Annotated in this window: 13 protein-coding genes; 3 read left to right on the top strand and 10 right to left on the bottom strand. The window is 43.9% G+C overall.

Annotated features, from left to right (window positions below; all coding sequences use genetic code 11):
- Nucleotide 1: 1 nt before the first annotated feature.
- Both ACWJJ4_RS02960 and ACWJJ4_RS02955 read left to right on the top strand, forming a co-directional pair.
- Nucleotides 2-625, top strand: coding sequence for a TetR/AcrR family transcriptional regulator (locus ACWJJ4_RS02960; RefSeq protein WP_454021411.1), 624 nt, complete (start codon nt 2-4; stop codon nt 623-625).
- Nucleotides 598-1,935, top strand: a complete 1,338-nt coding sequence (locus ACWJJ4_RS02955) for an MFS transporter (protein ID WP_063636489.1) — start codon at nt 598-600, stop codon at nt 1,933-1,935. Before ACWJJ4_RS02960 ends, ACWJJ4_RS02955 begins: the two co-directional genes overlap by 28 nt.
- Before the next feature lie 672 nt (nt 1,936-2,607).
- Here the strand turns inward: ACWJJ4_RS02955 and ACWJJ4_RS02950 are convergent.
- From ACWJJ4_RS02950 to ctpB, 5 genes are all read right to left on the bottom strand, one after another.
- Nucleotides 2,608-3,345, bottom strand: a complete 738-nt coding sequence (locus ACWJJ4_RS02950) for a thioesterase II family protein (RefSeq protein WP_165409313.1) — start codon at nt 3,343-3,345, stop codon at nt 2,608-2,610.
- Nucleotides 3,346-3,395: 50 nt separating this feature from the next.
- Nucleotides 3,396-4,463, bottom strand: a complete 1,068-nt coding sequence (locus ACWJJ4_RS02945; RefSeq protein ID WP_454021410.1) for a DUF3810 domain-containing protein — start codon at nt 4,461-4,463, stop codon at nt 3,396-3,398.
- Between the two features lie 278 nt (nt 4,464-4,741).
- The gene (locus tag ACWJJ4_RS02940; RefSeq protein ID WP_070082452.1) at nt 4,742-5,932 is read right to left on the bottom strand and encodes a S1C family serine protease; all 1,191 of its coding nucleotides are present in this window, start codon (nt 5,930-5,932) and stop codon (nt 4,742-4,744) included.
- Between the two features lie 74 nt (nt 5,933-6,006).
- A complete protein-coding gene (gene swrA / locus ACWJJ4_RS02935; RefSeq protein ID WP_014305920.1) occupies nt 6,007-6,360 on the bottom strand; it encodes a swarming motility protein SwrAA in 354 nt (117 codons plus the stop codon).
- Nucleotides 6,361-6,732: 372 nt separating this feature from the next.
- Complete coding sequence (ctpB, locus tag ACWJJ4_RS02930; RefSeq protein ID WP_404977408.1) at nt 6,733-8,094, bottom strand: carboxy-terminal processing protease CtpB; 1,362 nt, start codon at nt 8,092-8,094, stop codon at nt 6,733-6,735.
- A 206-nt stretch (nt 8,095-8,300) separates the two neighbouring features.
- On the opposite strand from ctpB, the gene ACWJJ4_RS02925 reads away from it, so the two are divergent.
- On the top strand, nt 8,301-9,707 hold the full coding sequence (locus ACWJJ4_RS02925) for a DUF1565 domain-containing protein (protein ID WP_454021409.1): 1,407 nt from the start codon (nt 8,301-8,303) through the stop codon (nt 9,705-9,707).
- Nucleotides 9,708-9,753: 46 nt separating this feature from the next.
- Here the strand turns inward: ACWJJ4_RS02925 and ftsX are convergent, their stop codons facing one another.
- From ftsX to prfB, 5 genes are all read right to left on the bottom strand, one after another.
- Complete coding sequence (gene ftsX / locus ACWJJ4_RS02920) at nt 9,754-10,644, bottom strand: permease-like cell division protein FtsX (RefSeq protein ID WP_013353766.1); 891 nt, start codon at nt 10,642-10,644, stop codon at nt 9,754-9,756.
- Entirely contained in the window at nt 10,637-11,323 is a 687-nt protein-coding gene (ftsE, locus tag ACWJJ4_RS02915; RefSeq protein ID WP_003151418.1) for a cell division ATP-binding protein FtsE, read from the bottom strand. The genes ftsX and ftsE overlap by 8 nt, the downstream gene beginning before the upstream one ends.
- A gap of 218 nt (nt 11,324-11,541) precedes the next feature.
- Nucleotides 11,542-11,883, bottom strand: coding sequence for a cytochrome c551 (gene cccB, locus ACWJJ4_RS02910; RefSeq protein ID WP_003151417.1), 342 nt, complete (start codon nt 11,881-11,883; stop codon nt 11,542-11,544).
- A 35-nt stretch (nt 11,884-11,918) separates the two neighbouring features.
- On the bottom strand, nt 11,919-12,767 hold the full coding sequence (locus ACWJJ4_RS02905) for a YitT family protein (RefSeq protein ID WP_058906389.1): 849 nt from the start codon (nt 12,765-12,767) through the stop codon (nt 11,919-11,921).
- Nucleotides 12,768-12,937: 170 nt separating this feature from the next.
- Nucleotides 12,938-14,039, bottom strand: a protein-coding gene (gene prfB, locus ACWJJ4_RS02900; protein WP_096034905.1) for a peptide chain release factor 2 whose coding sequence is annotated in 2 segments (ribosomal slippage) — nt 12,938-13,966 and nt 13,968-14,039 — 1,101 coding nt in all. Because the reading frame shifts where the segments join, the coding sequence is not laid out codon by codon here.
- Between the last annotated feature and the right edge of the window lie 49 nt (nt 14,040-14,088).

Below are 14,088 nucleotides of genomic sequence, written 5' to 3'. Positions count from 1 at the left end.
GTTGAGAACGACGAACAAGAGAATTATTGACGCCGCGATGAATCTGATCATCAAAAAAGGATACCGCGCAGCGACAACAAAGGAAATCGCAGAAAAAGCAAAAGTAAGCGAAGCAACGATTTTCCGTAATTTTAAAAACAAACAAGGATTAATGAAAGCCATGATTGAACAGCAGACGCCGGTTCCGGAAAGCATGATCACCAAGGCGGAAGGCGATCTGTATGAGGATCTTCTTCATTTCGCCGCGACCCTTCTGCAGCAATTGGAACAAAAAAAAGAAGTATTCCGCATCTGCCTGCGCGAACCGGAACTATTCGAAGACGTCCTGCAGGATATTGTCGTATATCCGCAATCCGTGAAAAAGCATTTAATCGTTTACTTTAAGGAGCTGACAAAGAAAAATATGATAAGCCCCGGCAGCGAAGAAGCTAATGCAGACGTCTTTATGACGATGATTTTCGGTTATTTTATACACCGGCTGCAGCTGGGGAAAAGAGTCATTACTCTCTCTGAGGAAACGATGCTGAAACACAGCACTGAGATTTTCATGAAAGGCATTACCGGCCGGTCATTTTCCGGCTCCAAGGAGGATGAAGGATGGGTTCAAAGAAAGAATGGGCGCTGATCGTTTCGCTTTTGCTGGGAGCCATACTCGTTCCCATCAATTCTACGATGATCGCAGTCGCCCTTTCGTCCATTTCCCGCTCATTCAGCGAATCAATTGCCAGCATCACATGGGTAGTGACCGTGTATTTAATCGTGATGGCCGTGACACAGCCCATCGCCGGCAAACTCGGTGATATGTACGGAAACAAAAAAATGTATTTATGGGGCGTCGGCCTTTTTCTCATCGCATCATTGGGGTGCGCCCTCTCGCCAAGTCTTTTCTTATTGATTTTCTTCCGGGCGCTTCAGGCTGCCGGCGGCGCTTTGCTTACGCCAAACAGCATCGCCATCATTCGCCATGTCGTGTCTGAAAAACGTCTTCCGAAAGTATTCGGCTTTTTCGGCCTCGGTGCCGGGCTGGGCGCGGCTCTCGGTCCGTTTATCGGCTCTCTTTTAATTGAGAGCTTCAGCTGGCATTCGATCTTTTGGGTCAACATTCCGTTTCTTGCGATCGCACTCGTGACGGCATTAATGATGTTTCCTAAATATAAAGAAGAAACGTCCGACGCTCCGCTTGATATCATCGGGTCCGTTTTGCTTGCCGGAAGCATTGTGTCTATTATTCTTCTGACGAAAAATGAAAGCTCTTTGGGCTATTGGGTGTACGCGCTGCTCATTCTCGTATTTGTTCCGCTATTTTTCAGACGGGAGCTGCGCACGAAACATCCGATTATTGATTTTGATCTATTTAAAAACACGACATTTACGAGCGCCAATCTGTCGGTTCTGTTAAGCAATTTAATGATGTACGCCGTTTTATTGATTATGCCGCTCTTTATGACCGGCCACTTCAGCATGAACACGTCGCACAGCGGCATGGCGCTGTCAGTCTTTTCTGTTTTCATGTCCGCCAGCAACTGGGGCGGAGCTCAGCTGCATCAGAAATGGGGCGCGCGAAGAATGATTTTTCTGTCCTTCGGGCTGATGGCCGTAGCCAATCTCTTATTTTTGCTTTTGGTTTATTCCCATTCCGTTCCGTTTCTTATGGCATCGCTTATTGTAGGAGGCATCGCGTCAGGTGCGGGGCTGACGAGCATGCAGGTATCTTCTCTTGCAACGGTAGAACCGGGCATGTCCGGCATCGCATCCGGGATTTTTTCCACCTTCCGTTATTTCGGAAGCATTATTTCTTCAGCACTGATCGGTTTAATCTCCGGGTTTCATATTCTGTTTATCATATTGATCGGAGTTTCTGTGATCGGCTTGTTCGTATCGCTTGGAATTAAGTCCGGGGAAACCGTTCAGACGAAAAAAAGCCATTCGGCATAACGAAAAAGGTTCCGTAAGCATCTGCTTTCCGGAACCTTTTCTAGTTTTCCTTCTTCATTTTCTCTCTCAAAGTGTCACCGCACTCCCCCGATGCATAGAGTATCGCAATGCGGTTTTGCTCTATGAGATTCTTTTTATTTAAAAGAGAAAAGGGGAATGTAAATCGCTAAGAGCTCAGATCAAGTTCGGCCGCTTGCGCCGTAATCCGGCCGTAAAAAAAGCCCGGCCGCCGTGTTGTTAGCGGCACCAGGCTTTTTATATGTGATTTTTCATAATTAATAAAACTGAAAGCTTATTATTTCCAATGTTTTTTCTTAATTTTTTTCATAATTCTCCTTACTAAAACCTACCTAAAACAATTATTGAATATTACTTTTATAATTAAGCAAAATTAAGTAACAATCATTGAAGGATTCTCAGACTGATAAAATTTATTTTAAATATAATATTTCAAAACACATTCAAACTGTACAAAGAAAAGAAAGTCTAAATTTTTATTTTTGGAACTTGATTGGGACAAGAAAGTCTAAACCAAAATCTTTTTAGATTTATATAATAACACGTCTGTCGATTATCCAAATTATACCAAAAAAAAAAAAAACGAATGCAAAAGAGAGATTCCTCTTTTACAATGTAAGTTACCACACCAACATTGACGAAACGAGGAATCTCTCATGAACAAGAATAAGTCTCTGTATCTTTAACAATAGTATTTACAATATCATTAGGATACCGATTCAAAAAAAAATGTTCTCCTTTAAACTTATGAAATTTCACGTTTCCTTCAACAACTTCACTCCATTTATGCATTTCATTGATATGAGTCGAAAAATCGCTATCCGCATAAAAAACGCTTACTCCACAACTTATTTTTTCTGCTTTGGGCTGAAACTTATAATTGTCCAAAATTATAAAATCTGCTCGCAAAATCGGAAGAAACATATCCATAATCTCTTTTGTATAAAACTCCTCTGGTATTCCCCCATATTGTTCCACCTTTGTCAAGAAAGTTTCATTAGTCATATTTTCAATGTCTTCTCTCTTTTCAAAAATATGTGGAGCATCTCGCCCAGAAAAAAACAGATTCCTTGGTTCCTTAGTTCCCATTTGCTTAAGTTTATAATATATCTCATAAGTCAATAAGGCTCCCATGCTGTGTCCAAATATAACATATTCATCGTCATATTCTAATTGTTCACTTATTCTTTTGGCGATATCTTCACTTGCTTCACCAACAGACTGGTAACAAGGCTCTGTGAATCGAGTTCCTCTTCCAGCCAATTCACATATACACAATTCATATCTATCCGGCAGTAGTTTTTTCCATTCATAATATGCATTTACCGACGCTCCAGCATATGGAATAGGAAATACTTTTATTTTATTTATTTCACTCACTCCTATGTTCAACTTGAGCCCACTATCATTACTATATAAACCTATAAGTATTCAAGATACATTTAATTGTACTTCTCTATCTCTCGCTGCTCTGCCAGCAACAAATTCACCATATCACTATAGCTATTCAAACCGTCTGTCTGATTATTTGCCTTCAGATATACATCATTTACATTTCTTGAAATACTTGAAATAACACCCTCATACTTATCCCGGTACTGCTCATTTTGTTCTATATCATGCTGCACCGCCTTGGACAGACTGGACATTATGTCAGACGCCTGATCTGGATCCACTTTCTTTAGCTCAGATATAGAATAATCAAATGCTAGAAAAAAACCACTGTAAAGTATCATTGGATCATCCTGCCGCTTACATGCCAGATATGCTATAAAATTTGCCTCATCCTCATGCATGAAACCACTCTGATGTGCCAATTCATGTGCCATAGTAGCAGGCACCAAAAAAACTGGCACATTAACATTGATATTGGATTCATAAGTAAAAGGGACAAAAATACCATGTATCCCTGCATGCGACATTAGTTTTGACATCACCACTGGTTTTGGTGTTGAATATGAATGCTCCAAAACAGGATATTTCTTTGATAACATTTGCATCGAGAACACTGCGTGTTGTGCATAATAATCAAAAACCTCTGGTACATGAGCCAAAAGATCAGTATCCGCTAACTTTTCCCTTGCCAATTCCATTTCAACGGCAAGCGACTTACTCAATTTGACCAGTTCCTCCTTGCTGTAGTTCTCTTCTTTATATTCGGTATAAGACAAAAAAGAATATCTGTAATAGTTTATTCCACCCAAAATAGTATAACAAAAATATATCACGCTACAGATCGTAACGATTCCTAGAGCACCACGATAAACTACCATCCTACGTGCACCTTTACTCATGATGACCTTGCGCACATAATAAACGATATAAAATAGAAAAAGTAACACAACCAACACGACGAGCCATTCACTAACAGAAAATGTGACCCAAGAAGGTACAAATCCTACTATTTTTGACAATAACGGATATACAGACCTACTGTATTTCTCCGCCCAATCCTGATGGTTCTGCGCGTATTTTGTCAGTATATAAGCTATAACTCCAAGTGAGATCAACGGCAATCTCTTAAGTAAAAGCTTTTTTATAATGTACTCCCCCTATCCAACATAACCATTATAATCAGTTATTCTTAATATATATCCTGCTAAAGATTCATCTTCTAAAGGTTTTGGAGTTAGCAATAACCTTTCCAAAAGCCATACCTCTCCTTCATTTATTTTTTTATTATTTTCAAAATAAAACAGCTAAGAAAATATAATTTTCTTAGCTGTTTTATTTTGAAATCTAGTTTAGGAGTTCTTGAAACTATTCCGAATAATTATGAAAAATCACATTATAATGCTGTCATTTCTTCGTGCTCGTGTTCATCCTGCACGAATAAAATACCTAATTCATGATGTTCGCCTTCATAGGACGCGCGCTGATCAAACCGGATCTCACCGTTCAGGCCGATGATCTCCATTTTTACAAATGCGCGGTTTTTTTGAAGTGCTTCATAAAAATCCGATACATGCTTCACGGGGATGCCGTTTACTTTCGTAATAATCTCACCGATCTTCAGCTCAAGATCGTCCGCGGGTGTATTCGGAATGATGCCGAGCACCATTAAGCCCTGATCCCGCTTAGAGAAATAAAACGGAGCCGCGTTATCGTTCAGCCGCTGTCTCAATGATAAAAACAGGCGTCCGAGCACCGCAATACAAGCGGCAGCTCCGGCAAGCGGAGTCCACCAAAGGGCAGCTGCCCCGAATGCGGTCACGATAACCCCGAGAATCATGACGCGTTTCGCCGTTATCCTTATGCTGACTTCCGGAAGTGACCCCTGCACACGCTGTCCGAAGCCGGCGATATAAGGAATCCAGATCAAATGGAAAGAGCCGCCCGGCACGGTAAAGACAGGCCACCAAGAAAGGTGTGACTCAAGCCCGCTGCCCGGCACCAATAAGAAAAGCGGAAGCAGCCATGCGCGATTCGCCAATTGTCGGCCGATGGGCAGGCCTCTGTTGCTGACGACAAGCGCCGGAGATGTTTTCAGATGCGCTGAACGGCAGGCAGCCGCTCCCTCCGTGATAATCAAAAGGCCCATAAACACGGCCGCCGACGCCCAATTCACACCGAATGCCTGCGGAAACCGATCCGCAAACGGCACTGTGTGGGTATACTGAAGGATAAACGCAATGAACATGCCGGCGCTGACAATATAAGCTGAGGACAGCCAATTCATACGGAACGTCAGCGAAGCCAAAGCCGTCACGGCCGCGATTATGCCGAGAAGACCGAATGGAATCGAAATTCCCAGTCCAAAAAATAATATGGAGAGAAGAATACCCGGTATAAGTCCTTTTATGTATGTAAAGATAAGCTCGTCATACATATCCGCGATTTTTGTATGAAACGTATGGCGTTCACGTTTGATCCGCAAATATCCGCATGCGAGACTTATGATGATAAAAAACCAGAACATCGGGTGCAAAAAAAACAGACCGATACTTTTCAGAAGTTCAATTCCCCATTGAACAGACACTGCTTTCACCGCCTCAAGCCAAACATTTTAATTCTATTCTACCAAATAATCATTGGCTTGAATATCTCAAACGTCTATCTCTCTTCCGTCATCCACAGCGTTACATTTGAGAGAGAGAAATCTTTCAGATAGTGGTCAACCTCCACCTCGATCACGCCGCTGATCAGAAGCATGGACCGCTTAATATCCGTCAGATTGATTCCTAAACGTTTATGGTTTTTCATTAAGTAAGTGAAATAATGCTTCGCACACTCTTCATTGATTTCGTGAACGCATTCAACATTTGTGTAATTGACCAGGTATCTGCTGAACAGCATAAGAAGACTTAGTGCTTTTGTTGATGAAAATGTGACGTCTTTTGTTCTGTCTTTTAGTTGTTCCACTAATTCATAATATTTTTTTTCACGCACAATACTTGCCCTCTTCAATTGTGAACCCCCATTTTTTTATCCAGATAAGCACGGGTGATTACAGCTGCCGTGCTGAAGCGCCGCAAACACTTCTGCTTTCGATACTGAAATGCAGCTGCCAAACTAAAACTGTTCTCTATTAGAACCTTCTTTTATTGTAAGAACTAAAACTGACTGAGGCAACTTTCAAAAGTTTCATTTTGAATACATATTAACTCGGCATAAAGTCTCTCTTCTCTATAAATATCGGGTAATGTTTGTCCTTTATAAATGTTTAAATGTGAAAATTTTTTTAATATCTTGTCAAAACCGTCATAATTATATGCCTTTTGGTTCATTTTTTACGAATGACAAAAGAAACAGGAGACGCAAAAAACGCCTCCTTTTCATTTATTTTACAAATAATGATTTTAACGCCATTTGCAGCTGCAAATCATTTTTTTCGTCAGATTTCTTCTCATTCATCAGCTGATTCATTTTTTCCGCTGTCTTTTTATCAATGACTGCTGTTTTATCAAGCTTGTACCGGTCTTGAAACGCCAGAACGGCTTTTTTCATTGGTTTGCTGAAATAGCCGTCCGCTCTGCCCGGGTCGAAGCCTAGGCCTTTCAGCAGGATTTGGGCGTGTTTGACATCCGCGCTGTTCATATCAGGCTGAAGCGGCTGTTTCAGCTGAAGCGGTCCCGCCGCAAAATAATCCGGCTGGCTCACGGCGATTGTCGGAGCAATGCCTTTTTTGTGAATCCAATTGCCTTTCGGTGTCAGCCATTTGTAAAGCGTCAATTTAATGTTGCTCCCGTCTCCCATAGGCACGGCCTGCTGAACCGTTCCTTTACCGAAAGAAGTGTCGCCGACAACGTCATAATGTCCCGCTTCTTTTAACGCGCCCGCAAGAATTTCTGAAGCGGAGGCGCTTCCTTTATCTGTTATAATATTGACGGGATACGGCTTCTTATGTTTTAAGGTTGAGAAATATTGTTTTTTATCGCCGTTACGCTCCGCAATTTGGATATACGGCATGTCTTTTGTGATGAAATGCTTTAAAATTTGTTCGACGCTTTGAAGGTAGCCGCCGGGATTCCCCCTTACATCAAGGACGAGACCGTCAATCCCTTGTTTTTCAAGCTTTTTCAGCGCCGCGGCGAAGTCCTCGGCGGTATGCTCGGAAAATGTCGATATGCCGATGTAGCCGACATGATGACCGCCTGATTCTTTGCGGGAAGCAAATACGGTTTCAAGCGGGATTTCCGCTCTTTTAATCCGGAATGACAGCTGTTTTTCAGTACCCGGACGCTGTATTTTAATAGAAACCTTCGATCCTTTTTTTCCTCTGATTTTCAGCACGGCTTCGTTTAAATCTTTCCCGTTCATTGACACGCCGTTTATACTGATGATTTCATCATTCGGCTTGAGGCCCGCTTTTTCCGCCGGAGATTGCTTAAACGGTGATACGATAATGATTTTATTGTCTTTCATACCGACTTCAGCGCCGATCCCTTCGAAAGAAGAATCAAGAGAATCGGAAAACTGCTTAGCGGTCTGCTTGTCCATATAAACGGAATAAGGGTCGTTTAATGTAGACAGCATCCCCTGAATCGCTCCTTCAAGAAGCTTTTCTTTATCTACATTTTCCACGTATTCGTTCGAGATCAGCTCATATGCTTTTTCGATTTTTTCCATTGCCCGGCTTCTTTCTGCGTCTGATGAATTCGGCTGTGCCGCCCCGGCAATATGGGCTCCGCCGCACATCATGCTTAGGGCCGCTATCACTGCGATCATTTTCTGCTTCATCGTTTACCTCCTCTTAGTCCTTTTACGAAAACCTGGAGATAGTATGTGTAAATTGCAAAGAATTCATGTAACGGCAACAAAAAAATGAAAATGCGAGATTGTTTCATATATATGGGTGACGTATAATATTTTGTATGCAATTCATTATATATACAGGAGAATGCGATATGAAAATAAAATTATCGATTTTATCCGCGGCGGTTCTGGCCGCAGGCATTACCGCCTTTGTCTGGCCAAAAACAGAGGCCAATGAGAAAACGCAGACGGACGCCCTGTATGTTTCTCCCGCAGGCAGCGACCAAAATGAAGGAACGAAAGAAAAGCCGTTCCGCACATTAAAACATGCGGCTGAAAAGTCAGAGGCCGGAACAACCGTATTAATTCGGGAAGGGACATATGATGAAACGTTTGAAGTAAAGCACAGCGGCACGGCCGAAAAGCCGATTACATTTCGGAACTATCAGAATGAGCATGTCGCCATCAGCGGCAAATCTGCGCCAAAAAGCGATTCTGAAACTCCGTTAATTCAAATCCGCAATAAACAGTACATTACCATTCACGGCATTACGCTTGAGAATCTCTCCGTATCATCAGAAGATGCGACGGCCATGGGGATCTGCGTCACCGGATCAAGCAGTCATATCAACATTGACGGCAACCATATCCGGAACATTAAAACCACGGCTGATGAAGGAAACGCACACGGCATCGCATTTTACGGCACAGGCGCCATGAAGGATGTCAGCATCACAAATAATACGGTTGAAAAACTGACGCTCGGCGCAAGCGAAGCGGTCGTGCTGAACGGAAATGTTGACGGATTTAAGATTGCCGGCAATACCATCCGGGACAATAACAATATCGGGATTGACGTGATCGGATACGAAGGAACATCCAAGCAAAACGACTATGCGCGAAACGGCATCATTGAAAACAATACGGTGAGCCATAACTCTTCTTACGGAAATCCCGCTTACGGAGATGAATATTCAGCGGGCGGTATTTACGTTGACGGCGCAGAACATGTGGACATTAAGAAAAACACCGTTTACAACAATGACCTTGGGATTGAAGCCACCTCTGAGCATAAAGGGAAATACGCACGAGATATCCGGATCACGGATAACAAGGTGTACGGCAATGCTTACACCGGTATTTCAATCGGAGGCTATGACACGAAACGCGGCGGCACCATCAATTCGGTGATCGCTCACAACATCATGTACCGAAATGACACGAAGGACCTTGACGGCGGCCAGCTGCTCCTGCAGTACGGCACAAAAGGGAACACGATCGAAAAAAACATCATGACGGCAAGCGATTCACGGATTTTTATCGCAAATGATTTTACGAAAAACGAAGAAAATACCGTTAATCATAACGTCTATCACAAAGAAGAGGGAAAAGACGGTATCTGGAATTGGAAGAACAGAGAATATGATTCATTCACAGCGTACCGAAAAGGAACGGCAAACGATTCGGATTCCATTTATGCGGACCCGATGTACCGAGACGAATCGTCTTATGACTTTACATTAAAGCCCGGATCACCGGCCCTGCCCGTCATTCAGTAACGAGACCATTAAAAAAAGCCAGTCTATATCAGACTGGCTTTTGTATTTATACACGAAGGAATTTCCGGATGGAAGTCAGACTTCCCCATACCCCGATCACCGCGCCGATCAGAATGAGCACAAGTGATACTTGGAACACAAACGGACTGTACGGCAGAAGTGAAACAAATGATCCCTGAACTTTCGGGGCCACCCAAGCGACCATCGACTGGTACGTACTCAGCACGAGAGCGATCGGTATGACAGAACCGAATACCCCCAGCAGCAGTCCTTCCAGGAAGAACGGCCAGCGGATAAACCAGTTTGTCGCGCCGACAAGCTTCATGATTTCAATCTCTTTTCTTCTGGCGAAAATCGTGATTTTAATCGTATTCGAAATTAAGAACATCGCCGTGAACAGAAGGCCGATGATTAACGCAATCCCGATGTTGCGTGACACCCCGACGATCTTAAACAGACGGCTGACTTCTTCTTTCCCGTATGTCACTTTATACACATGATCAAGCTTCTCAATTTTTTTCGCGACTTTCGGCGTATCATGCGGATCTGTCGTTTTGACGATAAACGCGTTGTTCAGCGGGTTTTCCTGATCTTGCATTTTCATGGCCTTTCCGCTGTCGCCGAAGCTTTTGACCAATTGATCAAGCTCTTTATCTTTAGATGAAAACTCTACGCTTTGGATACCCGAGATGTCTTTAATCTCATTCTGCAGCGTATCCTGCGTTTTCTTATTTGACGTCAGATCGATTAATACTTTAATTTCCACTTCTTTTTCAGCATTTTTAGCCATGTTGTTTAAGTTCAGCATAATGACTAAAAACACGCCGACCAAAATCAATGTAACGGTAACGGCACTGATGGATGCAAATGTCATCCACGTGTTTCTTCCGAGAGACTTAAAACTCTCACGCAAATGGCGCCCGAGAATTTTAATCATAAGAACCATACTCCCCTCTTGACTCATCACGCACAATAATTCCGTCTTCGATCGCGATGACCCGTTTCTTCATGGTGTTTACTATTTCTTTATTGTGTGTCGCCATCACGACGGTCGTTCCGCGGTTATTAATCTCTTCCAGTGTCTTCATCACTTCCCATGATGTTACCGGATCAAGGTTGCCCGTCGGTTCGTCAGCTATCACGACGTCAGGATTGTTGACGATGGATCTTGCGATGGAAACACGCTGCTGTTCTCCTCCGGAAAGCTGGTCGGGAAACTGCCGCGCTTTATGCTTCAGCTGCACAAGATCGAGCACTTCGAGCACGCGTTTTTTAATGACTGACTGCTGCTCTCCGATAACCTCAAGCGCAAACGCTACGTTTTCAAATACCGTCAATTTCGGAAGAAGTTTGAAATCCTGGAAAACAACACCTATTTTACGCCGCACGAAAGGAATCTCTTTTTCTTTCACAGCCGCGAGATCTTTATGATTAATCAATATTTGCCCTTTTGTCGGTTTTTCTTCTCTGTAAATCATTTTAATAAAAGTAGATTTACCGGCTCCGCTCGGTCCTACGACATATACAAATTCTCCGGGATGAATCATGACTGACAGCCCGTTAATCGCTTTTACACCGTTCGGATAGGATTTATATACTTCTTTCATCTCTATCATGAAATCACCTAATCTTTTATTTATGTCTTGCAGCCATAGAGTTCGCAAACGTACAGCGGTTTATGGCCGATTCGTCAGGAAACAGATGAAAAATCTGAAAGTTCCTTTTCCTCAGTACACTTCATTATACGTCAAATTTAGACATATTACTATTACAGTTTCTTTTCATTCCCAGACCGAGAAAAAACCTTGCCCCTATAACAGGCAAGGTTTTTCTGTTATTTTTTCTGTGACAGCCATTTTGCGATCTTCGCGGCTTCCTCATCATTTACAAGATGGCTCGGCATATTGCCGCGTCCGTTTTTAATGATGCTTTCAATTTTAGCTTCATCATACTTCCCGCCGACTTCCTGTAAATTCGGACCTCCGCCGCCTTCTAAGTCTTTACCGTGACAGCCGATACAGCTTTGCTGATAAAGTTCTTCACCCGCTGACGCAGATGCTTTTGATCCGCCTGAGCTGTCAGAGCTTTCTTTTTTCGATTCATTGGATCCGCCGCATGCCGCCAGCAGGACGGACATGGTCAGAACCAGCGCCAGCAGCGCCCATTTTGATTTCATATGTAAGATGCACCCCTTCGCTATTATAACCTCGTTCACGCGCGTTTGAAACCCTCGCCGAGCACCTCGCTTGCGTCTGCGACAATGACAAAGGCTGACTCATCAATTTGTTTGACGATTTGTTTCAGTTTTGTGAATTCGGTCTGACCGACGACACACATTAAGATCGGCCGGTCATGTTCCGTATACCCGCCGACTGCGGAGATCTTCGTCACACCCCTGTCGATTTCTTTAAACACAGCCGATCTGACTGCTTCTTCATGCTGCGTAATGATTAAAGCCATTTTGGAGCGGTTGAACCCGACCTGCACGACATCAATCGTTTTGCTCGAAATAAATACCCCGAGCATCGCATACAGCCCCTGCTCCACTCCGAAAACGAGCATCGCGCTCAGCACAATTAATCCGTCCATGATGGCAAGGCACGTTCCCAGCGACAGCCCCGTGTATTTGTGAATGATCTGCGCCGCCAGAGCCGTTCCCCCTGTTGAGCCTTTGCCGAGATACACGATGCCGATTCCCGTTCCGATCCCGACGCCTCCGAAAATCGCCGCCAGCAGTTCATGGGTCGTCGCGGCAGGCAGATCTCTTGTTAAAAAGACGGCGAGCGGCAGAACGATGGAACCGACCAGTGTCTTCATTCCGAACTTCCCGCCGAGAATGATCACTCCGGCGATAAACAAAGGGATGTTAATAATCCACTGCACGTAAGCCGGTTCAAAACCAAACGTTTCTAAAATGGTGCTGATCCCGCTTACTCCCCCCGCTGCTATACGGTTCGGCAGCAAAAATACGTTAAACACGACCCCCGTAATCGCCGCGCCGATCATGATATATATGTAATCTTTGATCAGACGGAGCGGCTTATTGTGATTCACATCCATGCAAAATCCTCCGTTCTCCGATTTTCTCTCGATAGCATTTTAAGTCTTCCCGGCTTAGAAGTAAATAACAGCCAAATACCGTATTAATTTGCTAAAGCGCTGTTGTGAAAAATGGAAAAAGAGAACGGATAAAAAAAACACACCTTGCCAAAGGCAGGTGTGTTCCCGGATTACGACAGTTTAGAACGTAAATAGGCGTCAATGAAGATATCGATATCTCCGTCCATAACCGCCTGCACGTTCCCCATTTCCGTATTGGTGCGGTGGTCTTTCACCATGGAGTACGGATGGAAGACGTACGAGCGGATTTGGCTGCCCCAGCCGATTTCTTTCTGTTCGCCGCGGATTTCGTCAAGCTCCGCCTGCTGTTCTTCAATTCTGCGCTGATACAGCTTCGCTTTGAGCATTTTCATCGCCCGGTCGCGGTTTTTGATTTGTGAGCGTTCCGTCTGGCACGTGACGACTACATTTGTCGGCAGGTGGGTGATCCGAACGGCTGAATCAGTCGTATTGACGTGCTGTCCGCCGGCACCGCTCGCCCGGTACGTATCAACTTTAATATCTTCGGTACGAATATCAATGTCGATTTCTTCATTGAATTCAGGCATGACTTCACATGACACGAATGACGTGTGACGGCGGCCTGATGAATCAAATGGAGAAATCCGCACGAGACGGTGTACGCCTTTTTCCGCTTTTAAATAGCCGTATGCATTGTGACCTTTAATAAGCAGTGTGACAGACTTAATTCCTGCTTCATCTCCCGGGAGATAATCAAGCGTTTCAACTTTGAAGCCGCGTCTTTCCGCCCAGCGGGTATACATTCTGAGCAGCATGGAACCCCAGTCCTGAGATTCCGTACCGCCGGCGCCCGGGTGAAGTTCTAAAATCGCGTTATTTTTGTCATATGGTTCACTGAGCAGCAGCTGAAGCTCAAATTCATTCAATTCCTTCGTTAATGACTTCAGCTCTTTCTCAAGCTCTTGCTGAAGGTCCTGGTCAGGTTCTTCTTTTAAAAGATCATGTGTCATTTGCAGCTCTTCGTGAGACTCGCTCAGCTGATGGTAGGAGTTCACGTATTCTTTCAGACCGTTCGCTTCGTTGATGACGGTTTGGGCCTTCTGCTGGTCATTCCAGAATTCCGGTTCCGCCATCTTTTCATCTAATTCTGCAATGCGGGCTTCCTTTGATTCGAGGTCAAAGAGACCCCCTGAAGTCCGCTAAACGAGAAGCCATATTTTCGAGCTCTGCCCTGATTTCTGATAATTCCATTCCATTCACCTCATTAAAAGATCCGGGGCGCCATAAGACGCAGACCCGG

This window comes from Bacillus sp. JK62, from assembly GCF_053663455.1.
This window is presented reverse-complemented; position numbering and strand designations above follow the sequence as displayed.